Source organism: Vibrio sp. 03_296, from assembly GCF_002265885.1.
Genome location: NZ_NPKW01000161.1, coordinates 15,081 through 38,183, shown reverse-complemented (window position 1 = coordinate 38,183; position 23,103 = coordinate 15,081). Strand labels below are relative to the sequence as shown.

General features: G+C 46.3%; 25 protein-coding genes. 12 read left to right on the top strand and 13 right to left on the bottom strand.

What is annotated here, in order from left to right:
* Positions 1-301: 301 nt before the first annotated feature.
* Positions 302-1,132, bottom strand: coding sequence for an ammonia-dependent NAD(+) synthetase (nadE, locus tag CIK04_RS22435; protein WP_038968997.1), 831 nt, complete (start codon positions 1,130-1,132; stop codon positions 302-304).
* 148 nt (positions 1,133-1,280) lie between these two features.
* On the opposite strand from nadE, the gene CIK04_RS22430 reads away from it, so the two are divergent.
* Positions 1,281-1,805: a nicotinate-nicotinamide nucleotide adenylyltransferase gene (locus tag CIK04_RS22430; RefSeq protein WP_017422418.1), complete on the top strand. Its 525-nt coding sequence runs from the start codon at positions 1,281-1,283 to the stop codon at positions 1,803-1,805.
* 20 nt (positions 1,806-1,825) lie between these two features.
* Complete coding sequence (locus CIK04_RS22425) at positions 1,826-2,305, top strand: hypothetical protein (RefSeq protein WP_045590339.1); 480 nt, start codon at positions 1,826-1,828, stop codon at positions 2,303-2,305.
* A 117-nt stretch (positions 2,306-2,422) separates the two neighbouring features.
* Here CIK04_RS22425 and CIK04_RS22420 read toward each other — a convergent pair whose 3' ends face one another.
* The gene (locus CIK04_RS22420) at positions 2,423-3,028 is read right to left on the bottom strand and encodes a hypothetical protein (protein WP_038940027.1); all 606 of its coding nucleotides are present in this window, start codon (positions 3,026-3,028) and stop codon (positions 2,423-2,425) included.
* A gap of 204 nt (positions 3,029-3,232) precedes the next feature.
* On the opposite strand from CIK04_RS22420, the gene CIK04_RS22415 reads away from it, so the two are divergent.
* On the top strand, positions 3,233-4,336 hold the full coding sequence (locus CIK04_RS22415) for a 1-acyl-sn-glycerol-3-phosphate acyltransferase (RefSeq protein ID WP_097353472.1): 1,104 nt from the start codon (positions 3,233-3,235) through the stop codon (positions 4,334-4,336).
* Positions 4,337-4,438: 102 nt separating this feature from the next.
* Here CIK04_RS22415 and CIK04_RS22410 read toward each other — a convergent pair whose 3' ends face one another.
* Positions 4,439-5,050, bottom strand: coding sequence for a hypothetical protein (locus tag CIK04_RS22410; protein ID WP_017422422.1), 612 nt, complete (start codon positions 5,048-5,050; stop codon positions 4,439-4,441).
* Positions 5,051-5,129: 79 nt separating this feature from the next.
* On the opposite strand from CIK04_RS22410, the gene CIK04_RS22405 reads away from it, so the two are divergent.
* A complete protein-coding gene (locus CIK04_RS22405) occupies positions 5,130-5,435 on the top strand; it encodes a DUF1496 domain-containing protein (protein ID WP_039450156.1) in 306 nt (101 codons plus the stop codon).
* Positions 5,436-5,460: 25 nt separating this feature from the next.
* Here the strand turns inward: CIK04_RS22405 and CIK04_RS22400 are convergent, their stop codons facing one another.
* On the bottom strand, positions 5,461-5,760 hold the full coding sequence (locus CIK04_RS22400; protein WP_017422424.1) for a YfcZ/YiiS family protein: 300 nt from the start codon (positions 5,758-5,760) through the stop codon (positions 5,461-5,463).
* Positions 5,761-6,288: 528 nt separating this feature from the next.
* Between CIK04_RS22400 and CIK04_RS22395 the strand changes: the two genes are divergently transcribed.
* Positions 6,289-6,750 carry a TetR/AcrR family transcriptional regulator gene (locus CIK04_RS22395; RefSeq protein ID WP_011082451.1) on the top strand — a complete coding sequence of 154 codons (462 nt, stop codon included), beginning with the start codon at positions 6,289-6,291 and terminating at the stop codon, positions 6,748-6,750.
* A gap of 88 nt (positions 6,751-6,838) precedes the next feature.
* Here CIK04_RS22395 and CIK04_RS22390 read toward each other — a convergent pair whose 3' ends face one another.
* From CIK04_RS22390 to CIK04_RS22365, 6 genes are read right to left on the bottom strand one after another with little or no spacing between them, the layout of a single operon-like run.
* Positions 6,839-7,624, bottom strand: a complete 786-nt coding sequence (locus tag CIK04_RS22390; protein WP_097353471.1) for a heme ABC transporter ATP-binding protein — start codon at positions 7,622-7,624, stop codon at positions 6,839-6,841.
* A complete protein-coding gene (locus CIK04_RS22385) occupies positions 7,621-8,652 on the bottom strand; it encodes an iron ABC transporter permease (RefSeq protein WP_097353470.1) in 1,032 nt (343 codons plus the stop codon). The genes CIK04_RS22390 and CIK04_RS22385 overlap by 4 nt, the downstream gene beginning before the upstream one ends.
* 9 nt (positions 8,653-8,661) lie before the next feature.
* Positions 8,662-9,513, bottom strand: a complete 852-nt coding sequence (locus tag CIK04_RS22380; protein WP_097353469.1) for a hemin ABC transporter substrate-binding protein — start codon at positions 9,511-9,513, stop codon at positions 8,662-8,664.
* 11 nt (positions 9,514-9,524) lie between these two features.
* The gene (locus CIK04_RS22375) at positions 9,525-9,938 is read right to left on the bottom strand and encodes a biopolymer transporter ExbD (RefSeq protein ID WP_017422428.1); all 414 of its coding nucleotides are present in this window, start codon (positions 9,936-9,938) and stop codon (positions 9,525-9,527) included.
* Positions 9,931-10,623 carry a MotA/TolQ/ExbB proton channel family protein gene (locus CIK04_RS22370; protein WP_038968283.1) on the bottom strand — a complete coding sequence of 231 codons (693 nt, stop codon included), beginning with the start codon at positions 10,621-10,623 and terminating at the stop codon, positions 9,931-9,933. The genes CIK04_RS22375 and CIK04_RS22370 overlap by 8 nt, the downstream gene beginning before the upstream one ends.
* Positions 10,624-10,625: 2 nt before the next feature.
* Positions 10,626-11,348, bottom strand: coding sequence for an energy transducer TonB (locus tag CIK04_RS22365; RefSeq protein WP_045627919.1), 723 nt, complete (start codon positions 11,346-11,348; stop codon positions 10,626-10,628).
* A 160-nt stretch (positions 11,349-11,508) separates the two neighbouring features.
* On the opposite strand from CIK04_RS22365, the gene hutW reads away from it, so the two are divergent.
* From hutW to CIK04_RS22345, 4 genes are all read left to right on the top strand, one after another.
* The gene (gene hutW / locus CIK04_RS22360) at positions 11,509-12,882 is read left to right on the top strand and encodes a heme anaerobic degradation radical SAM methyltransferase ChuW/HutW (protein ID WP_176463401.1); all 1,374 of its coding nucleotides are present in this window, start codon (positions 11,509-11,511) and stop codon (positions 12,880-12,882) included.
* A gap of 71 nt (positions 12,883-12,953) precedes the next feature.
* Positions 12,954-13,457, top strand: a complete 504-nt coding sequence (gene hutX / locus CIK04_RS22355; RefSeq protein WP_011082459.1) for a heme utilization cystosolic carrier protein HutX — start codon at positions 12,954-12,956, stop codon at positions 13,455-13,457.
* Between the two features lie 38 nt (positions 13,458-13,495).
* On the top strand, positions 13,496-14,026 hold the full coding sequence (gene hutZ, locus CIK04_RS22350; RefSeq protein ID WP_011082460.1) for a heme utilization protein HutZ: 531 nt from the start codon (positions 13,496-13,498) through the stop codon (positions 14,024-14,026).
* A gap of 104 nt (positions 14,027-14,130) precedes the next feature.
* Positions 14,131-14,664 carry an ATP--cob(I)alamin adenosyltransferase gene (locus tag CIK04_RS22345; protein ID WP_039450138.1) on the top strand — a complete coding sequence of 178 codons (534 nt, stop codon included), beginning with the start codon at positions 14,131-14,133 and terminating at the stop codon, positions 14,662-14,664.
* Between the two features lie 20 nt (positions 14,665-14,684).
* Here CIK04_RS22345 and CIK04_RS22340 read toward each other — a convergent pair whose 3' ends face one another.
* Positions 14,685-15,608: a chemotaxis protein gene (locus CIK04_RS22340; RefSeq protein WP_017422434.1), complete on the bottom strand. Its 924-nt coding sequence runs from the start codon at positions 15,606-15,608 to the stop codon at positions 14,685-14,687.
* A gap of 167 nt (positions 15,609-15,775) precedes the next feature.
* Here CIK04_RS22340 and ppiC point away from each other — a divergent pair, with 167 nt between their 5' ends.
* The 3 genes from ppiC to CIK04_RS22325 all read left to right on the top strand — a co-directional run bounded on the left by ppiC (position 15,776) and on the right by CIK04_RS22325 (position 18,534).
* Positions 15,776-16,054, top strand: coding sequence for a peptidylprolyl isomerase PpiC (ppiC, locus tag CIK04_RS22335; RefSeq protein ID WP_011082463.1), 279 nt, complete (start codon positions 15,776-15,778; stop codon positions 16,052-16,054).
* Positions 16,055-16,290: 236 nt separating this feature from the next.
* Positions 16,291-16,716 carry a universal stress protein gene (locus CIK04_RS22330; RefSeq protein ID WP_017422436.1) on the top strand — a complete coding sequence of 142 codons (426 nt, stop codon included), beginning with the start codon at positions 16,291-16,293 and terminating at the stop codon, positions 16,714-16,716.
* 438 nt (positions 16,717-17,154) lie between these two features.
* Positions 17,155-18,534 carry an alpha-amylase family glycosyl hydrolase gene (locus tag CIK04_RS22325; protein ID WP_097353467.1) on the top strand — a complete coding sequence of 460 codons (1,380 nt, stop codon included), beginning with the start codon at positions 17,155-17,157 and terminating at the stop codon, positions 18,532-18,534.
* A 94-nt stretch (positions 18,535-18,628) separates the two neighbouring features.
* Here the strand turns inward: CIK04_RS22325 and CIK04_RS22320 are convergent, their stop codons facing one another.
* Complete coding sequence (locus tag CIK04_RS22320) at positions 18,629-20,497, bottom strand: methyl-accepting chemotaxis protein (protein WP_097353466.1); 1,869 nt, start codon at positions 20,495-20,497, stop codon at positions 18,629-18,631.
* 142 nt (positions 20,498-20,639) lie between these two features.
* Positions 20,640-22,511 carry a methyl-accepting chemotaxis protein gene (locus CIK04_RS22315; RefSeq protein WP_097353465.1) on the bottom strand — a complete coding sequence of 624 codons (1,872 nt, stop codon included), beginning with the start codon at positions 22,509-22,511 and terminating at the stop codon, positions 20,640-20,642.
* Positions 22,512-23,103 lie beyond the last annotated feature (592 nt).

The window sequence follows — 23,103 nt, the reverse complement described above, 5'->3', positions numbered from 1 at the left end:
GGCAGCGGCAGCCCAAAACATCAAAAAGATAGCGTTGGTGGTGAACTATCTACGAAAAATGGGCTTAAATATGGCAGAAATAAGGCAGATACTTGCTTCTGTATACCCATGTAATGAATGGAAACTTCTGCGCACGATATAACAAAAAAAATCACGATCGCGACCTACGGTCGCTTCCAAAAAAGAACCCCACTTAAAAAGCGGGGTTCGTCATCAATCTGACCTCGCTTAAAGCGAGGTCATTGTTTTATCTCGATTTCAGAGCTCATTTCGCATTGAGCTTGGAGAATCGTAAACTCGGTTAATCGTAGATAGTAGGAATAGGTTGGCGTTTGTGTTGCGTGGCCTTGTAAATACTCACTAGACGCGCACTGACGGCTTCAGAGACGGGTTTGCCTTCCAAGAAATCATCAATCTGTTCGTAGGTCAGATTAAGCGCATCTTCATCGGCTTTTTGTGGTGCCAGCTCTTCTAGGTCTGCCGTTGGTACCTTTTTAACCAAAAGTTCCGGTGCTCCAAGCGTTTCTGCGACAAGACGAACCTGACGTTTACTTAAACCAAACAGTGGAGCTAAGTCACAAGCCCCGTCACCGAACTTAGTGTAAAAACCCGTGATGTTTTCTGCAGAATGGTCGGTACCGAGTACCAGGCCACCCACATAACCAGCAATTTCATACTGAGCCACCATGCGAGCGCGTGCTTTGACGTTACCTTTAACGAAGTCGACTTTGGCTGCGTCTTGTGGGATAAGACCTGTGCCCTCTAACGCAACATGAGAAGCCGCATGTAAGCCATCGACACCGGCTTTAATGTTGACGGAAACAGAATGCGTTGGTTGGATAAACGATAGGGCAAGTTGCGCTTCGTCTTCGTCTTTTTGTTCGCCATAGGGCAAACGCACAGCGACAAACTGATAGTCATTGCTGTTCGATTCTTGGTTGAGTTGATCCACAGCAACCTGAGCGAGACGGCCACAAGTGGTTGAATCGACGCCACCGCTGATACCAAGGACAAGCGATTTACAGCCAGATTCAACCAGCTTCTTTTTGATGAAAGCGACGCGACGCTCAATTTCGAAATGCGGATCAATGGTTGGAAGCACACGCATTTCATCGCGGATGAGTTGTTCCATTTAGGGTTCCTTTTCCTGCAAGCTAAACTAGCCTAAGTGGCGACAAAGGCACAAATATCAAGGCTAGTATTACAAAATAACTATGACTGGTAGTATCATACCCGATTCGTTTTATTAGAAAACTCTCTAACCCGAGTAAATACCGTTTATGTTGAAAATCGCCGTCTTTGGCAGTGCTTTTAATCCTCCTAGCCTTGGTCACCTGAGTGTGATTGAATCACTTTCCCACTTTGATTTGGTTCTTCTTGAACCTTCCATTGCACATGCATGGGGCAAAGAGATGCTTGACTACGCAGTTCGTTGTGAGCTTCTGGACGCATTTATCCAAGATCTCACGCTGTCGACAGCTAAGCGTTCCAACATTGAGCAAGAGTTATACCAGCCAGGTGAAAGTGTCACGACGTACGCCTTGCTAACACGAATTCAAGAAATCTACCCCGAGGCCGATATAACCTTTGTGATTGGCCCTGATAACTTTTTCAAGTTCGCCAATTTTTATCAAGCGGAAGAGATCACTCAGAAATGGGCGGTGATGGCTTGTCCGGAAAAAGTGCAGATTAGAAGTACAGATATACGTCATGCGATCGATTGTGGGGACGATTTGGCGGAATTAACCACACCATCCGTAAGAAAATTATTGATAGAACGGCAGTTATATAAGACAATTCCGTAGTTTAGAGAGGTCTGATGAGTATGCTAAAAAGAACGTTCCTATGTTGCATTGTATCGATGTTGTTTGCCAAGCAAGCAGCAGCGTCTTGTGCATTGCTGGAAGAGCGTTCAATTATGCTGCAAGACAGTGCCATGGAAATTTGCACGTCACTCGAAGATAAAATCAATTTCTTGAAAAACAATGCGATGATTTGGCTTAATGATGACAAGCAAGAAACACAAGAAGATTACTGGGGTGAATGGGCGTTAAAGCCAAAAGATAACCCGGTCTTGACGCAAAACCTCTCTGATAAGCATTTTGGTCTGGGTTTCTGGTTGCCGGAAGAGTATGAAAACCAAGTGGCGAGTATGACAACCGAAGAGTGGCTACGAAGTCATGGTTTAATGTTCAGCATTGGCTTGGGCGATAAAAAATCCGGTGAACCGAGAATGCGCTTTGATTATCGCTGGCATGAAACTTCTGAAGCCGACGTGATGATGCAAATAGAAGTGCCTTTCTAATCTCAACAACAGAAGCTCTTTGTAAGAATCTCAATAAAAACGCCAGCAAACTGCTGGCGTTTTTATTGAGATTGAGTGTGGCGGTGGTTTTCCTCGCAGAGGAGCGTTCCACTTCTTTTACAACGTCTTGCCTAATAACATCTCGCAGATCACGTTGCATTGTTGTTCATCGCCGCTAAACAGTTCGCTGACCACTTGTTCTTTTTTTCCACCGGAAAGCATGCGCTTTTGTGCCTCGCGAACCAGTAGCGCCATATGCCACTCTTTATCAAGCTCATGTGACTGAGGGGACCAACGACTCAACTGTTTACACAGTTTAGATGCTTCGAACAGAGGACGGATTTGTGTCGCTTCACGTTTGAGTACCGCGAGCAGTTCAAGTTGTTCTTCTGAGCGAGGAGCAATCTCAGCCAGTTTGTTAAAAATTGCCGAAGATAAAGCCGAGAGCGTGACGTATCCAGCGCTGTACGGAAACGTTTCTCGAACTCTTACAGAAATATCCAGAGTATCGAGCTGTGTACCCGGAAACAGAGAGATGGAACACAAGCTGTTTTGTGGAATCCAAAATGACTGGTTCGGTTGCAGGCAAAACTCTTGTTTTCCCATTTTAATGAGCGCCAATCCTGAACGTACAAGCAACCACTTGTGCTTCAATGAACGCTTTCTTGCCATCGCAGTTAAATGGCTGAAAGACTCACGTTTAAATTCAATGGCGTAGTTCATGTTGGGTACCTCAAATCATGGGGCGCTAAGGTTACCTTCTAGCGTGAGAAATGCCAACCTCAAAAAACAGGGAACGAACTAAGGCACTATTTGTCATATTTGTGAGTTGACTGGTATGACCTTAGAGAAACAACGGCTAAGGTAGCTGCGAGCGTTGCCAACAATGCGTAGAATGTGCCAGTTTTTTTTAATACGACAAGAATAATGACAGACAACATTGACCCATATTTAGAAATTCGTCCTTATAACGACGAAGAGATTTCTGCAGCACTCGACCGTTTAGTGCAAGATGATGAATTCATTAGTGCCATTTTGCAGCACCGCTATGCCAATAGTTCGTCTTGGTTTAGAGGTTTAGTGGCGCCATTTCTGAAGTTCTATCTGAAAAGAAAATGGAACAAGCTTGATTCCGTTGAAGCAATACAGTTAGTTGTAAAGAAGTATCTAGAACAGACGCTGAAGACAACCACTGATGGCGTGAATTACACCGGGTTAGAAAAGCTGGATAAAGACAGCGCCTATTTGTTTATCTGCAACCACCGTGACATTGCGATGGACCCTGCTTTGGTGAACTACGGTTTGTTTAAGCATGGCCATAAAACGGTGCGCATTGCGATTGGTGACAACCTACTGAAAAAGCCTTGTGCCACTGAGCTGATGAAGCTGAACAAGAGTTTTATTGTCAAACGTTCCGTCAAAGCGCCACGCGAAATGATGAAAGTGCTGGGTCAGTTGTCGTCTTATATCAAGCATTCCCTTGATACGGGCAATTCCATTTGGATTGCACAAAAAGAGGGCCGAGCGAAGGATGGTAATGATTTCACCGATCCTGCGATTTTGAAAATGTTTCATGTCGAAGGGCGCAAGCAGAAAATCGATTTTGCCGAATACATGAAGTCATTAAGAATTGTGCCTGTGTCGATTTCTTATGAGAACGATCCCTGCGATATCGCAAAAGCGAGAGAGCTGTACGAAAAGGCGACCAATGGCCGTTATGAAAAAGGTGAGTTTGAAGACATCGAAAGCATTATTCAGGGCATCGTTGGATACAAAGGGCGTGTTCAAGTGGCCTTTGGTGATGTCATCGTGGATGACTTTGCTACACCAGAAGCATTAGCCGAAGAGATCGACCGTCAGATACATGAACATTACCATCTATTCCCCATCAATAAGTTGGCGGCGGGTTTGGAAGATGACTCGATTACCGAAGCGGTGCGAGCTTCGCTTACAGAGAAGCTTCTGCAGCTGCCTGAAGGCGCGCAGAAGTACTTAGTGGCGAGTTATGCTAACCCTTGTAATAACAAGTAGCATAAGCGCCTAAAACAAAAGCCAGCATCACTTCACACTGCTGGCTTTTGTCTATCAATGGGATGTCAAAGAGGGAAAGCACGTGGCTTTATCTCCGTGGCTTTATCTCGCCACCGCGCCCCCTAAGTCAAGTTCACTTGGCCACTTGCTGATACGATTTCCTCCGAGGAAAATATGGCCTTTGACGGTCATTTTGTCTGGGAACTCTGTCAGTGCAGAGCCGCCTATGTATAAATTGCCTTCCACTACCAGATTCTCAGGCAGAGCTTTGATGGGGGTGCGAATGACACTCAAGTCTCCTTTCACACGTAAGCCAAATGGCAGCTTTTCTAACGGCGTATCGGTGAGATTCAAATATCCCCCAAGCGTGATGCCAGCGGGCCAGTTTTTAATTTGAGACCCCAATAGATTGGCGTAACCTTTGATGGAGGTGCCTGGATAGACCATTGCGAGTTGACTATTACTTGCCTCTAGACTGCCTTCGATTGAGAGATCTTTCGGCAAGTTCTTTATTGTGGTGCTACCAATATTGAGGTTGCCTTTGACCGTTAGGCCATCTGGAAGTGAGCTGTAAGGCTTATTACGCAAATCCAGATTGCCGTAGTTATCGAGATGATTCAGAATTTGATAGTAGTCGAGAGGAACCGCCATGGTAACCGTGGAAAAGAAAAGGGCCAGTGATGTGACGAAAAGTGTGTTCATCGCGATGTCCATTTGGGGTGAATCTTGTGCTCTAGGCCATAAAGCCTATCTCATCGCATTGTAGCGTACTAATAGAAGTTGGAGAGAGTGTATGCGTCAAAATTGGGTAACAGGTATCACTGCGATTCGTGGTTTGGCTGCGCTGATGTTGTTGCTGTTGAGCTCTGGGCCTGCGGTAGCAAAAACGGTATCGACAGGGGACAAGATCGTGGCCGTGGTGGCAGCAGAAACGCCAGCACGCTTACGGGTGTGTTATTACCAAGATCAAGCGTATTCCATTGGTGCGGTATTGAATGTTGAAGGTGTGTTGCTTGAGTGTGTTGCGGAGAAGAGTTTTGAAACCAACGGTGCACTGAAGTGGCAGCAGATCAAAATAAAAGACGAGCCTAAATCGTAGGCTCGTCTAAGAATAACGTTAGGGATTAACGTGATAAAGAGCGGCTTTTCAGTTCAAAAATCAGTTTCTCTGCACTCACTTCGAATTTAAAGCGAGCAGTGAGCTCAGTGGCGTCATCAGTCAGCTCTGTGGTGTTGTATTCCACATTTTCGTTTACTGCTTTCGCCAGCTCTAGATACTTGGCAAATTCCGCTTGTAGCAACTCTTTTGAACCAGCGTAAATTGTCACGTCTGCAACGTCATCGCCTTCTTTGATGATAAAGCCAATTTCACCAGCGCAACCACACGCTTCACATACTTGGGTTTCTTCGTGTTCAATGCTCATAACGAATCCTCACTTAAAAAAGGGATTATACTCAACTCGTTTTTTTTTCAATAGAAATAAATGGAACAACTTGGATAAAAAAATATCGGTATGCTATGTTGTTTGTTGAGAGGGTTAAGCAGAGATAACTTTAGATTTTGTTAATGGACGATGTGATCCGAGTCAATAATTTACCGGATTTCACCTTTTACTTACTTAGTAATCACAGTGAGTGAGTTGCACCTAGCAGGATTTTATAAGAGTATCTCGAGATAAATTATTTTTACATAATCTATCGCTATCAATCGGTTCAAAATGCAGATGTAAATATTAAACTAATGTCATTTAATGGTATTAATTTAGTTGCATATTCTGAAATTTTGTTTTGCTTGACGACATGCATCTGCAAACCTGGTTTACAGTATTTCGTAATAAAAAGTAGGCTTGTTTATTTCGAAAAAGGGTGTTTTCTGGCAACCTATTGAGAACGATTTTCATTCTGACCTCAGACTTTGAGTTAGATGGATTTACAAAGAGAAGAGCTAAAATATGCCAAAGCGTAGTAAAGAAGATACCGAAATCACTATCCAGAAAATTATGGATGCCGTTGTTGATCAGTTGCTTAGGCTCGGTTACGACAAAATGTCGTACACGACGTTGAGCCAACAGACAGGTGTTTCACGTACCGGTATAAGTCATCATTTCCCTAAGAAAACGGACTTTACCGCTGCACTAGACGGTCGAATTTTTAAACTGTTCGTTGAGCACCTTGAATTCAATAAAGGTCTAAACGAGTTTTCTCAAAGCTGGGTTGTTGCGTTGGAAGATGAAGAGTTCCGTGCCATCCTGCGTCTGCTTTTCCACCATATTGTAACGGCTGAGCGTGCGCACGAGTTTGCGGCAAACGGTATCGACCGTCTCTACAAAATGACGGAAAGCCAGTTTGGTGAAGAGAGTAAAAAAGAGCTCGAGTGGCTGTTTGGTAAGTCTCTTGTCCGTATTAGTCAATAATGACCAATATTCCATAAATAAAGCTCCCATTTTGGGAGCTTTATTTTTATAGGGCGCGAACGATGGCGATTTTCATCGCTCAAACGCGCTAGGCGGCAGGCTGGACTAGCGGGAAGCCCAGAGTAGGGTGACGGCCTATCAACGCTTTATAGCCGTATACCGAGTCAATAATTTCTGGAGTCAGTGCCTCTTCTGGATTGGCATCAACCACAATCTCACCACGATGTAGGATCACCATGCGGTCTGCATATTGAGCCGCCAGATTAAGATCATGCAATACCACAATGACGCACGCTTGTTGCTCTTTGGCAAACAGTTTCGCCACTCGCAGAGTATTGTGCTGGTGGGCCAGATCGAGCGCAGAGGTTGGCTCATCCAGCATCAAGATTTTTTGATCGCCACTTTGATCGAGCTGAGTTAATACTCGCGCAAAATGAAGGCGCTGCTTCTCTCCGCCAGATAGGGGAGGATATAAGCTGTCCGCCAGATGGACGACGTCCGTTATGGCCATGTATTTCTCAGCGATGGCTTTCACTTCAGCTTGGGATAACGCCAGAGGGATCGCACCTAATTCGACCACTTCTCGCGCTAGAAAAGGAAAGGTGAGTGAACTGCTTTGTGGCAACAAACCCAAGTGACGAGAAAGCGCTGCGCTGCGCCAGCTTTTGGCGGCTTTACCAAAATATTCGATGGATTGTGAGGAAGCTATCTCACCGCTCAACAACTTGAGCAGGCTACTTTTTCCTGCGCCGTTTGGGCCAAGTAATGCCACCACTTCACCAGCGCAAAATGCCACATCGATCTGTTTGAGCACCTGGCGAGAGGCGAACTGCAATGAGAGATTTTGCCCTCGAAGTACAACAGGCTTTTTCATACAATTCGTCCTTTCTGCTGGAAGAGAAGATAAATAAAGAAAGGTGCGCCGATAGCGGCAGTGACGATGCCCACAGGCAACTCAGCAGGTGCGACGGCAACTCTTGCCACCATGTCAGCAAAGGTCAGCAGTAACGCGCCTAGCAACGCTGAGAGCGGAATTAATTTGCGATGGTCTGGTCCTGCAAGCATACGACCAAGATGCGGGATCACCAGACCGATAAAACCAATCGCCCCACAAATACTGACCGTCACCCCAACGCCAATGGCTGAAAGTGCAATCAAACCTCTTTTGAGGCGTTGTACTTCAATGCCTAGATGACGAGCTTCAGATTCCCCCAAAAGTAGTGCATTCAGCGCCATGGCTTTACGAGCAAAGTAGCCATAAAGGACCAATAAGGTCAAAGCCGCCAAAGCAATGGATCCCCAGTTTGCTGCCGCGAGTGAGCCCATTGACCACAAAGAGAGGTCACGCAGTGTTTGATCATCGGCAAGGAAGTTGAGATAGCCAATCGCTGCACCGGAAATGGCACTGATCGCGACGCCCGCTAAGAGCATGATGGTGACCGAGGTCCCAAATTTTCCGGCCCCCATTTTGTAGACCAAGGCCGTCGCCAGTGCACCACCAAGGAAGCTGGCAATGGGCAATACCGCTAAATTCATGATCGAGGCAGACAACATTGCCACTTGAGAAAGGGCGACAATCGCAACTGCTCCACCTAATGCCGCACCAGCTGAGACGCCAATGATGCCCGGTTCGGCCAATGGATTTCGAAACAAACCCTGCATCACGACACCACAAAGCGCAAGAATTGCCCCCACCAACATGCAAAGTAGTGTGCGGGGAAGACGAATTTCTTGGATAACCACATCAATATGCGGTGCAAGGTCACCTAAACGCAGCAAGCTGCTCAAGGTATCGGCACCACTAATGTTCATCGGCCCTACGGTCACCGAAGAGATAGCCGTTAAGCTCAGCGTCACTAAAAGTACCGTGACGCAGATGGAAAGAGGGATATGACGTAACATGATGAAAAATTACTGCGTATAAAGTAACTGGTTAAGTCGTTTGGCTTCTGCAAGGCTCTTTAAACCCAAACCGCCAACTAAAGCGGCGCCATCTATAGCCATGATCTGTTTATTTTGTCCGGCAGGCGTAGCGGCCAAAAGAGGCATCATTTTGATGATGGCGTCAGGGCCACCCAGCTTTTCGAAACTGCGGCCACTGACTAAAATCACATCTGGCTGCATTTCTACCATCGACTCGCTTGAAAGAGGCTTGTAGGCGGTAATCTTATCGGCGGCGGGGTTAATGGCGCCTGCCAAACGGATGATGGCATCAGGTGTTGTATCCGTGCCGGCCACGTTTGCTGCGCGTCCTTCGTGAATCAGCAAAAACAGCACTTTCTTTTTCTGCTCTGTCGGCTGATTCGCCTTTAAACTTTGCACTTGCTGATCAACTAGAGACTTCAACTGCTGTGCTTCTTGTGGTTTGTTTAGAATGGCGGCAATCTGGTCGATGCGCGCTTTTAGCCCGTTCACATTGGCTTGCGTGTTCACCACTTCAATATCGACGCCAGTAGACTTAAGTTGTTGCAATACGGGGGCAGGCCCCATTTCATCAGAGCCAATCAATTTCGTTGGTGATAGCGCCAATAAGCCTTCGGCCGACAAGCGACGGTGATAACCGATTTTGGGAAGTGGCTGACCTTCGGGTAGCTGACTTGTTACATCAACAGCGACAAGGGATTGTTCGGCGTGCAAAGCCAAAATTAGCTCGGTAACGGCGCTGCCAGCACTAATGATTCGTTCTTGCGCAGCCTGTAAAGGCCAACTAAGGGTGGTGCTTAGAAGGGCAAAGCTGAGCCCTAAAATCATGGTTTTTTTCATTCCTGAATCTCTTATTGTGGTTGATCGGTGAGGAGCTGAGTGGCTTTAATGCCTTTTTCTTGCAAGAAAGCTAATAGGGTGACCAAGTGTTGAATGTCTGCCGTTTTATCAGCGCCGATGACAACGGGTTTGTCCGAATTTTTGGTCTCTTCCGTTAAGGCCAAAGTGAAGTTTTGCCAGTCGAGATAGCGTTGACCATTGATTGCCCAATGTGGTTCTTCCGCTAAGATGTTGATGGTGAGCGATTGTTTATCCACTGGAGATACCGCTTTTGAATCGCTGCTGGGTAAACTGACATCGATAGATTCCAGTTTCACTGCCGCTGTTAACATTAAAAACACCATCACAATGAATATGATGTCGAGTAACGGTGTTAAGTCTGGGGTTAATCCTGAGTCTTGATGACTTTGAGGCACTTTAATCATGGACGGTAACCTGCAGCTTGTTTTGCTCTGAAATATGCTTGCCCGGTGATACATGTTGAAGTGACACCCCCTCCAGCCAGAGGTTGACGTAGTTTAAGCTATGCTCCAGTTTGGACATGACGCGATCCGCCCATAGGCCGAGCAATTGCGCGCTGGCAATTGCAGGAAGCGCAATCAAAAGCCCGGCTGCGGTGGTTCTCATCGCCAGCCCTAAGCCTTCCGCAAGATCATTGGGGGTGATGTTGCCACTGGACGCCGCCACGCCTTTAAACATCTCGATAAGACCAAGAACGGTTCCCAATAAGCCGAGCAGTGGGCTGATCACGCCAATGAGTGTCAGCAGACGTAAACCGGAATGAAGTTGGTGACGTTTTTCCTGTAACCACATCCCTGCGGCATCTTCGCGTAACGATTTAGCAAAGTCGTGATGTGCTAAAAGCATGGCAACCCCGCGGTAGAGCAACGGGCGTTTGTTTGATAGAGCTTGTGCGAGTTGCTCAATCTGTTGGCTATTCGTCGGCGAAATCGTGCTGAGCTGACGGCGTATAGCACTTTTGCCGACGCCGATACTTAAAACGACCTGAATCAAGCGTTCGATGACGATCATCACCGTCACCGCGGAACAGAGAATTAGCGGCCAAGTCATTAGGCCAAGTTGGTTTTGCAGTTCTAGTAGTTGTTGCATGGTTAGTCCAAAGAAAATCGAACGGGAACTCTTACTCGAGAAGGCATTTTTTGGCCATTCTCTGCGTGAGGGGTAAATTTCCACTGCTGAATGGCTTTTCTAGCCGCGTCATCAAGCATTTTTGCGCCACTCGATGTGATCAACAGTAACTGGGTTAGCTTTCCTTGCTCATCAATCCACAATTCAAACAAGGCAGTGCCTTCAATCCCCCGCTTTTGTGCGACTCGAGGATATTTCGGCTGAACTGGTTTCTCCATGAAGCTCGGCTTTTCAATCAGCGTCGGTTGGCTACTGACACCCTGAGAAGCGGAACTGGCAGGTTGATCATTGTCCGCACCTTTTGGCGTTTTATGTTCCGCGGGTTCTGGCTGCTCCACAGGCGTTGACTCAGTGGGTTTCGTGCTGCTCTTGTTTTCTACCACGGGTTTTTCTAAAGACGCTTTCTTTGGGGTTGGCGGTTTGGGCTTCGCCACTTCTTTCTTTGGCTCTGCTGGCTTTTTTGGTTTTGGTTTAGTGGGTGGTTTGGTCTCTTCTTTTGGCTCAACGTTTTTTTCCACCACGTTATTGGAGGAAGGGGGAGGATTGGAGACCAAATTTAATGAGACGGACGCAGAGTCGCTACCCGCATTGGTTTGAAAAATGACGGCTTGCTCTTTGGCTGAGATGAACGCCGCATGCAACATCAACGAGAGCGAACCCGCAAAAAGATATCTGGGTAAATTCATGATGCTGTTGTTCCGAAAAGCTAAATCTGGGCGAGATTATCACTTACATTGCAAATAAGATCAATTATCAATTGCATTATCATTTAACTAATTTTATGATCGCATCAGTTTTAGAGATTAACCCGCTAAGCCTTATACAGCGGGGAATAAGCGAGTGAATATGACGCTTACATTAGATAAGTATGATCAATCCATTATCGGTATTGATACCCCAGATCCGTTGCGTTTTGCCTTCGCTCAAAAACACTCAGCTCACGCTGGTGGAATGAGTCGACCATTAAACCCATCTCAATTGGTGGGACAGTTTAATACGTTGACCCAAAGTAATGAGTTTTCACGCAAAAAACGCTGTTTGTATATCCACATTCCGTTTTGCCGTGTGCGTTGTACCTTCTGTAACTTCTTCCAAAACGCGGCCAGTCGCCAACTGGTTGATGGTTATTTCGAAGCACTGCTGAAAGAAATTGCGATTAAATCGGCGCTGCCATGGACACAAAGTGGCGTTTTCCATGCCGTGTACGTTGGAGGCGGTACGCCTACAGACCTTTCTCCTGCCCAGGTAAGGTTGCTGGGAGAAGCGATTCGAAGCCATTTTCCGCTTTCTGCTGATTGTGAAATCACGCTGGAAGGGCGCATTAATCGCTTTAGCGACGAGATGTATGATGGCGCGATGAAAGGCGGCTTTAACCGCTTTTCATTTGGTGTTCAGAGCTTTGATACCTTGGTGCGCCGCAGCGCGAAGCGGTTAGATGACCGAGAGAAAGTGCTCACACGTCTCAGTGAGTTAGCCCGTTACGACCAAGCACCAGTGATCGTTGATCTCCTATATGGTTTACCACATCAAACTCGTGACGTCTTGTTGCAAGATCTCAACGATTTCATCTCAACGGGCGCGCACGGTTTGGACTTATACCAGTTGGTGGTGGGGGGCAGTGCGCCTATGTTGAATTTGGTAGAGAAGGGCAAGCTACCTCCTCCCGCGACGACGCCAGATAAAGCCAGCATGTATGAGATTGGAGTGAACTTTATGCGCCAGCACCATCTCAAACAACTGAGTGTGAACCACTGGGCAACGGATAACCGCGAGCGCAGCCTCTACAATAGTTTGGCCAAGACCTACGCAGAAGTTTTGCCGATTGGCTGTGGTGCTGGCGGTTCTATTGGTAGTTACGGCATGATGCAACATCGTAGCCTCGACGCCTATATGGCGGCGATAAACCACGGCCAGCTTCCCCTTATGATGATGACGCAGCAACATCCGCTAGAAGCGATTTTCGCCGCGTTGAAATCTGGATTTGATCGCGGTGTTGTGATGGCAGATAAGCTGCCTGAGTTCATGGGCGACAACGTCTTTGATTTTCTTCAACCTCTATTCCGACTCTGGCAAGAGAGAGGGTTGGTTGAACTGAATGAGCGTAGTGCCACATTGACGTTGGCAGGCAGTTTTTGGGCCGTTTCCTTGGCACAAGCGTGTATTCAAATACTAAGCTCTGAATATCAAAGTGCTCATCAGACACAAGCCATCGCACAGTAGTGGCGTGTTCGCCTAACGCTTATAGGCTCAGGCGAAAAACATCAATGAATCGATAATTTGTAGGAAAGAAGATGAATTCTCTGCAACAACAAGTAGCTGAACTGCTACAACAAGAACCCACGTTATTACCCGCAGCGATGGCAGAACGCCTAAGCGTAACGGAGCTCGACATCGTTCAGTCTCTCCCTCAGGATATGGCTGTTTTGGTTAAAGGAGAGCTCGCGCAATCCATTTTAGAGAACCTGGTTGATTTTGGCCCAGTGACGACCATCGTACATGCGTTCGGCTCGATTTTTGAGGTGAAAGCGCCCTTCCCGAAAGGGAAAGAGGCAAGAGGCTATTACAACCTAATGGGCAAACAGGGTGAGTTGCACGGCCATCTCAAGTTAGACAATGTTGTTGCAGTGGCTTTAGTCAGCAAGCCATTCATGGGGAAAGAAAGCCACTACTTTGGTTTCTTTTCGGCCTCTGGTGAGAACATTTTTAAGATCTATCTAGGCCGCGATGAAAAACGTGAACTGTTCCCAGAGCAAGTGGCACGTTTTAAATCAATGCAAAATGAGTTTGCTCAATAATATCAATCTAATAACAACAAAAATTCGAGGAGAAAGCCATGGATCAGCAGGTAAAACAAGAAAGGTTACAAGGTCGCCTAGAGCCGGAAATTAAAGAGTTTCGTCAGGAGCGTCAAACGTTGCAACTTGCGACGGTAGATGCGGATGGCCGTCCAAACGTGAGTTATGCGCCTTTTGTACAGAATCAAGAAGGGTACTTTGTTTTGATCTCGAAAATCGCGCGTCATGCGCGTAACCTGCTTGAGAATCCGCAAGTGTCTTTGATGATGATCGAAGATGAGGAAGGCGCTAAGCAGCTTTTTGCGCGTAAGCGTTTGACCTTTGATGCGGTAGCGAGTGTGATTGAACGTGATACTCAGCTTTGGCATCAAGTGATTACTCAAATGGAAGAGCGTTTTGGCGAGATTGTCTCTGGTTTAAGCCAACTGGAAGATTTCGTTTTGTTTAATCTTAAGGCGGAACGTGGCCTGTTTGTAAAAGGCTTTGGTCAGGCGTACCAAGTGTCTGGTGATGATCTGGTTGATTTTGTCCACCTTCAAGAGGGGCATCGTAAGATCTCCAACGGATAACGAATGCGAGTTTGAACGCGTCAGATTCTCCGACTTAGATTCTCCAGCAAAGACAAGGGAGCTCAGTTATACTGACTCCCTTTTTCAATGGCGAAAAACAAATAATGAAACCTGTATCCAAGCAGCTTGACGAACTTTGCTACCCATTTATTTATGAAGACAGCCCCGTCTGTGATTTTGAGATCAGTGCCGATGAGCTTTGTAGTCGAGTTGGCTTGTTGCTGACCATGGATTTGCCGGAGCTTGTTCGTGATGTTCTGACGCGAGTTCAACCGAACATTTATCACCTAAATGGCTCCGTACGAGGAAAGTTGGCCATTGATGAAGCGATGATTGCTGAGCTCAAACAGGACTACCAAACACTACGTAATGAGTTAAATGGTGGCTTCGTTGGCTTTGTTCTTCCGGGTGGTCATGCGGTGTCTGCTCAGTTGCATCTATGTCGATGTCAAGCAAAGAAGGTGGTGAGAGCATTGGTGATGATTGAACATTCAGCGAAGAAATCACCTGAGGCGATGTTATTTCGCTATGGCAATCTATTAGCAAATGTCATGTATGCCTTGGCTTCTTACACCAATCAATATTATCAGGTGCAAGAAACCGAGTTTGTCAGCAAAAGTTATTCAATGCCTAAATAAGCCAGCAAAAGCTGCTGCGATTAAACCGCGACAGTTTTATTTCTCGCTTGTTCCAGTGATTTGGCACCACGCAGCATCGCTTCAATCAGCTCGCCAGCATTAAATTTTTCTAACGCTTCGTGTGCCCCGACCTGGTGAGCGCGATCAACACAAATTTCACTGGATAATGAGGTGTGCAAAATACGATAGGAGCGGTTTAACGCCGGATCATTTTGCACTTCAAACGCCAATTCATAGCCATCCAATCCGGGCATTTCGATATCGCTTACAAGCAAATCGAATGGGCGACCGCGTCCGGCTTCAACTCGCATCAGCTCCAATGCGTCTAAGCCGTTTTTACAGATCTGATAACCGATGTTGATACCGTCGAGCGCGTCACTCAATTGTTTTCGAGCAATAGAGGAGTCATCGACAAGTAGAATGTTCAATGCTTTGAGACGTTCACGTTCCACATCGGTCAACATTGGGATATTGGCGTTCTCGTATTGCGGATAAATCTTTGAAAGCAATAACTCCACGTCCAGCATTTGCACGATTTCGTTGTTATAGCGCGTGATGCCAGTGACGAACACATTATGACCTACGCTGGCTGGTGGGGTTTCTATCGAGCGCCAATCGCAATCGATGATCTTTTCTATAGAGCGCACCATGAAAGCCACCACAGTACGTAAGCAGTCTGTCACGATCAAATAGCTATTCTTGTATTCCGATTTGTCGATCGGGCGAAAACCAATTGCAGCGGACATGTCGATAACGGGCACGGTGAGGTTACGAATCGTGACGGTGCCGACCACGTGACGATGAGAGTAAGGTATTTGTGTCGTCGGCATGTATGGCACGATCTCCCTAACTTTGAGCGTACCAATAGCAAAATTTTGCTTTAAGGTCAGTTTGAAGACCAGCATTCCTTGCGATTGATTAGCCTTACTTGGGGTTTTAGCCATGGGTATACCTTGTTTTGAAATTCTAACGCTTCAATCTTACTTTATAATTCTAGTCCAGCAAGGGCTAAAGCGAAGTTAAAGCGTATGGTCGTGTGTTTAGATCAAATTAATGACCGATACCTGCCTTTAGGTTACACTTGCGCGTTTTTTATTTTAGGGGGTGTTTGATGGCCAACACAGCAGCAGCGCTTCACATTTTGGTGAAGCATAAAGAGCAAGCGGAAGATATTATCGCTCAGTTGAAGAAAGGAGCGAAATTTCATGTGCTTGCGAAGAAGCATTCACTTTGTCCTTCGGGCAAACGTGGCGGTGACCTCGGTGAATTCAAACGTGGCCAGATGGTACCTCAGTTCGATAAAGTTTGCTTTACTGGTGAAGTATTGACGCCACACTTAGTGAAAACCAAGTTCGGTTGGCACGTGTTGAAGGTACTATACAGAACCTAATGCCCTACCTTGCTATTGATTGAATGCTGTATTCGCGGCCGGCAACAATAAGTGGTTGGGTATTACAAATTAACCAAGTTAAGACGCAGCCAGATGGTTGCGTTTTTGCGTTTAGAGCTTTTGGAAAATACCGCTCACCTCTCGATAAAAAATGAGCTATTTCGGGATCTTATCGACACTTTTTTCGTTAGAGATCGCTATGCTAAAGATAACGCATTGCGCAAAAGGGTGAGGCTATGAAATACAAACATATCTTGGTTGCCTTGGAGATTTCAGACGACAGTACCGTGCTGATTGACCGAGCCGTTGAAATGGCGAGCTACTTTGATTCAGAGATTTCCTTTATCCACATCGATGGGACTCATGGGGAGATTTATCGTGAACTCATCGACTTAAATGTCGATCCGACGCAAAGGCCGCTCACAGAACATTCAATGGAGTGTTTAAGAAGCTTTAGCGATTATATGGAATATCCATTGAAACACTTTTTTGTCGGGACTGGCGATCTAGGCGACAAACTTGAAGTCACCATCAAAGAGCACGAAGTTGATCTACTTATCTGCGGTCATCACCATAACTTCTGGAGCAAGATCATCTCGTATTCAAGAACGTTGGTGAACAAATCTCCCGTCGATATTTTGGTGGTGCCAATCTACGATTAGCCAAGCCATGATCCTAAGAGCCGCCTGCAAACAGGCGGCTTTTTTTGTTGTGGTGAGTGGCTAGCAAAGCATCACCCAGTCGAAAATCGATTTTTGTATTCTCACCGAGTGTGACTTGTGCGGCATTTCTGCTCGATGAACAAGAAAAGAGAAAACGAGGCAAGGGTAGACACTTGGGTTTGCTTTGGCATAAAGGCGTATGGAAATAAGTAGTAGATATAGAGATGGGTTTGATTTTTTTATATTTAAAACAGTATGTTAACTAAGTTGCCATTCCTTTCTCCATTCAATGGCTTATGATTTTTCCACCATACGCTGATGAAAAGGAGTCACTACGCCTTTCCATTCACCCTTACAACTCGTTTGCAAAGGGGGAGGGCGGCGGGCGGACTCCTTTTATAATTTCAGTCATTGAATTCACTCGTACAGAAAAGAACGATGACTAAAGGTGATGTGAAGAAAATGAATCAAGCACAACACGCTTTGCCGACCAGCAAAGCCAACGTAATTTTGCATGCATTTGACTGGAAATATGCCGATATCGCTAAACAGGCAAAAAAAATTCAAGAGCTGGGTTATGGATCTGTGCTCGTTTCTCCGCCGCTACGCAGCGCCAAGTCACCCAAGTGGTGGCAGCGTTACCAGCCACAGGATTACCGCGTGATTGATAACGCACTTGGCAACACCACTGATTTTCAGAACATGGTGACCGAGCTCCAGCATTGTGGTGTTTGGGTCTATGCGGATGTGGTGTTTAATCATATGGCGAATGAAGCAAAACAGAGAGCGGACTTAAACTACCCAAGTAAAAGCGTACTCGAAGAGTACATGTGCGATCCCGAGTACTATGAAAGCCAGCGATTGTTTGGTGATCTCTCTGAGCCTCTATTTACCGAAGAAGATTTTGTTGAAGCGTTTGGCATTCGAGATTGGAAAGACAAGTGGCAAGTGCAAAATGGCCGTATCAGCGGTGGCCCGACGGATCCCGGTTTACCGACCTTACGTGTTCATGAGCATGTGATCACCCAGCAGCGTCATTACTTAATGGCGTTGAAGGCGATGGGTGTCAAAGGGTTTCGCATTGATGCAGCAAAGCACATGACGCTCGAGCATATCAAGCAAGTGTGGACTGAAGACATCACGCAGGGCATGCATATCTTCGGTGAAATCATCACCGATGGGGGAGCCACGGAGGAGGAGTATGAGCTTTTCCTGCAGCCTTACTTACAAGAGACTCGCCTCGGTGCGTACGATTTCCCTCTTTTTAGCACCTTATTTAAAGCGTTTGCCCCGAAAGGCAGCTTTAAAAGCTTGATAGACCCGTACTGTTTTGGTCAGGCGTTGTCGAATCGGCGCGCAATTACGTTTGTCACCACACATGATATTCCCAACAATGATGTGTTTGCTAACTTAGTGTTGGATGAAGAAAACGAGTGGTTAGCTTACGCCTATGTATTGGGGCGTGATGGTGGAACACCTCTGATTTATACCGATCTCGATACGAGCGGCATACTTAACCAGAACGGGCAGCCACGTTGGAAAGACGCTTGGCATGATCCGCGAATGGTACAGATGATTGCATTCCATAACCACTTTCATGGCGAGCCAATGACGGTGCTGGAAGGGAATGACGATATGTTGGTGTTCAGCCGTGGTGAGCGTGGTTTTGTGGTGATCAACAAATCGGCGCGGAAACAAACGATCTCCTTACCACTAGCGCGCCCTCTTCAAGATATGTTGACGGGCAAGCATTTCTTACCAATGAACGGCAAGATTGAGATTGTCGTCGCAGCAAAAGCGGCGTTGATGATGTGTTGAGATAGTGTCAAAACGGGCAGATAGCGAAACAAAATAGCGAAAACAAAAAAGGCGAAGTCTCACTTCGCCTTTTCTATTACCGTTCGAGCCGGACTTACACAATAAATTTATTAAGAATTGCGTCCTGCTCTCGAACATTCTCTACCTGAACTTGCATCGCGATGTTGGCGTTTTCTGCCAAATCCGCGACTTGAACAGAGAGGTCTTTAATTTTCACGGTGTTGTTATTGATCTCTTCAGCCACCAGGCTTTGCTCTTCCGCTGCAGAGGCAATTTGAATGTTCATATCACTGATCTGCTGAATCGCATTACGAATACGTTCAAGCGCATGGTTGGCTTCTTGTGCTCGGGCAACGGCGTTGGTGGCGGTGTCTTTGCTTTGATTCATGGCACTGGCAACCGAGTTTGCGCTGCTTTGCAGTTTTTCAATCATGGTGCGAATTTCGGTAGTGGATTGCTGAGTGCGCTGAGCGAGCGTGCGAACTTCGTCTGCAACCACAGCAAATCCTCGGCCAGATTCACCTGCTCGAGCGGCCTCGATGGCGGCGTTCAGTGCCAACAAGTTGGTTTGATCGGCAATGTCGTTGATTACCTTCAAGATGGTTTCAATGTTCGCTGTCGCAGATTCAAGCACTTGAACTTCTACCACTGCTTGATCAATGCGCACGGAAAGATCGTCTATTGCCTGTGTCGTGTCACTCACAATATCGGTGCCATCAACGGTAGCGTCGTCCGCAACTTTCGCTGTAGAGGCTGCACCTTGCGCGTTAGAGGCGACATCGGATGCGGTGGTGGCCATTTCATGCATTGCGGTAGCGAGCTGTTCCAGTTCACGTAGCTGCTCTTGCATGGCCGCCGCAGATTCTTGTAGGCCACCAGAGGTGGTTTCAGAACCACGAAGAATTTCTTCACCAATGGCTTTCGACTGTTTGATCAACTGCTGAAGCGTGCCCGTGAAGGTGTTAAACCCATCTGCCAGTTGAGAGAATTCTTTGTCTGTATTGGTGTCCAATCGTTGGGTCAGATCCCCTTCACCCGATGCCACGTCTTGAATGGCGTTATTGAGATCATCAAGAGGGCGCATCAAGGTGCGAATCAGTACCAGCAAAATCGCAATACTTAAGAGCAAGGCAACGATGGTGTATACGATGGAACTGTTGCGTAAGTCATTGATGGATTGATAAGCAATACTTTCATCGAGGACGATGCCCACATACCAGTTTTCCCCTGGTACCGACGCAAAATCGAGCGTATAAGAAATACCGTCCAGTACGACTTGCTGCGGGTTTTCGCGAATTTGCACGTTCGGCATGTATTCAGACATCGGTTTGCCATTGAGCTTAGTGTCTGGATGCGCGATGGTGGTGCCATCTTCGGAAACGATGAACACATAACCCGCATCAAACAATTTTACCTGATTCACGAGTTCGGCAAGGCCCGCTAAGCTTACGTCGTAGAATATGGCGCCAATAAATGTCCCGTTGTCTCGTACGGGGGTGGCGATGGAAACCAAAATTTCATTGGTCGCGGAATCCGCATAGGGAGCGGTGATGATGAGTTGTCCTGCATTTTTGGCAGCCTTGTACCAAGGACGAACGCGAGGATCCCAAGTCGGCCCAGGGTTCCAACTAGGATCGTTGTTAATGTTTGACCCATCTTTTTCAAAGCCTAGACCCGCGAGTAAAAAGGTGTTTTTAACGATAGGGCGGGTAATGACATCGGAAATATGTTTGGGCGACAGATCGGTTTCCATCATGCTCGTGGCATAAGCAGCAATGGCTTTGCGGCCATCGATTTCTGCAGCGACGGTATTTCGAACCCCATCGACGATTTCCGTGACACTGGCTTCGACTTGCTCCGTCAGCTCATCTTGCATGGTGAAATACTGCTTGGCTGTCAGTAAGGATACGGTAACCAACAACAGCGCAGATGAAGCGGCTACAATTTTATGACTAAATTTCATCCCAATTCCCCCCGAATATGGTTGAGTCGCCAACTATCTATATTTTTATAGTTAAGAAACTGGAGTTAATCCAATTATTTGATGGTTTTAAGCCACTTTTAAATAAGAAAAAAGCGAAGGCTATACCTTCGCTTTGTGTGGGTTAGACAATGAATCGATTTAAGATTTCGTCCAGTTTTCTAACGTTTTCCGTCTGGACTTGCATCGCTTGGTTGGCATTTGAGGCTTCACCAGCCACTTGTGTCGACAAGTCTTTAATATTGACAGTGTTGTTGTTAATTTCTTCTGCGACCAAGCTCTGTTCTTCTGCCGCAGAGGCAATTTGCATATTCATGTCGGTGATGCGCTGAATCGCGTCGCGGATACGTTGCAGAGAATCATTGGCTTCGCGTGCGCGCTCAACCGCTTCAACCGCGCTGCCTTTACTTTCTTTCATGGCGCTTGCAACGGATGCCGCTCCGGACTGCAACTGCTCAATCATGCTACGAATTTCTGTTGTAGACTCTTGAGTTCGTTGTGCCAGTGTACGAACTTCATCCGCAACCACCGCAAAGCCACGACCAGATTCACCCGCTCGAGCAGCCTCAATAGCGGCATTCAGTGCCAACAAGTTGGTTTGATCGGCAATGTCGTTAATCACTTTCAAGATGGTTTCGATGTTGGCGGTGGCAGATTCTAGGCCTTGAACCTCTTCAACGGCCATATCAATGCGCTCGGAGAGCTGATTAATCGACTCCGTTGATTCGTTGACGACCACGGAACCTTGTTGAGTCGCGTCATCGGCTTCTTGAGCCGCGCCCGCCGCCCCTTGTGCGTTATTGGCTACTTCGGTCGCTGTCACAGCCATCTCATTCATCGCCGTTGCAAGTTGTTCTAGTTCTTGCAACTGCGTCCCCATGGCTTCAGCAGAGCCTTTAGCCCCTTTCGCTGTCAGCTCGGTACCGTGCATGATCTCACGTCCAATCTCTTTCGACTGAATGATTTGGTTCTGCAGGTTACTGGTGAAGGTGTTGAAGCCTGTCGCTAGCGTCGAAAACTCTTCATCGGTATTGGTATCTAAGCGGTGAGTCAGATCCCCTTGGCCTGAAGCGATATCCTGAATAGCGGCGTTCAGAGCATCGAGCGGACGCATTAGGACACGAATCACAACCGTTAAAGCGATAATACTGAGAATCAATGCGATGACAGAATAAAGGATAGAGCTGTCACGTAAGTCAGCGACGGCTGAGAAAGCGATGTCTTCATCAATGATCGCACCGATATACCAGTTTTCACTTGGGATCTTCGTAAAGGTGACTTGATAGCGCACACCCTCTCTTTCAAAGTGCTGCTCACCTTCTTTGAGCTTAACTTCAGGAATATATTTGGAGAAAACTTCACCATTATTTTTCGCATCTGGGTGAGCGATGGTTGTACCGTCTGAAGAGACGAGGAAGAGGTATCCCGCATCAAAAAGACTGACTTGGTTGACCAACTGTGCCAGGTTAGTCAACTGCATGTCGTAAAACATCCCCGCGACAAACTTACCGTTTTCTTTGACAGGTGTACCCACCGAAATGATCACCGTTTTACTGGAAATATCGACATAAGGTGCGGTGACAATCAATTTGTTTTGCGATTTGGCATCCACGTACCAAGGGCGTTTACGAGGATCGTAATCTGGGGCGGCTTCCCAGCCATCATCGTTTTCGATAACAAATCCACTCTCTTCATAGCCAAAACCCACAGCAAGAAAACTGGTCTTTAGTTTTGGTTTTTCCAAGATGGTTTTCACGTAGTCGCGATCAAAAGGATCAATTTCGATGACCTCAGTTGTCGACTGTGCAAGGTTTTTCTTCGCTTCCATTTCAGAAACAACGGTATTGCGGACACTACTTACCATCTCGTTGAGGCTGGTAGTAACGTGATCTTCGATGGTGTTACGCACGGTATAAATTTGTTTTAGCGACAGCAAAGAAATGGTCACCAATAGAAGCACGGAGGAAGCGGCTACAACCTTGTGACTAAATTTCATATAAATCCCTCAGCTTATAATTACTGTTCTTTCATTTTTATTAATTGTAGAAGTTATATCGACATTTAGGTCTCAAACATGAGTACAATTTGTTACTTTTTTTAACCTGAGGCAATGATTTGTCCATGAAAGTGTAATTTCTGCGATAATAGTGGCTTTATTATGTGTTTGACTGCTTATTGCATAAAATGAACGGTAATTTTTATTAAGTTGTTGATATTAAATATGAATATTTTCTCCTGAGCCGTTTTTTGAAATGTAAGCATTTTGAGCCTCGCAAAGGGCGCTCTTGAGACAAATGATATTAAAATCTGCGTGTTTGATGAAAAAACAGAACAAAGCGTACTTTGGAAACACACTTCGAGTAACCTGACGATTTAAATTTCAACATAATCTTCACTCATTCAATTCGCCATGATTAAAGTGCGGTAACAATTGTCTTATTTATAGGAAAAAACCTTGTTTGGGTGGGTTGCCTGTTTGTCTTATTCATACTCATTGATACGCTACCGCTCACTTAAAGTGTGAATATTAGAAAGCGAAATATCACCGAAACATTGGTCTTGTTAAGGGTTGAAAAGACAGAGACGAC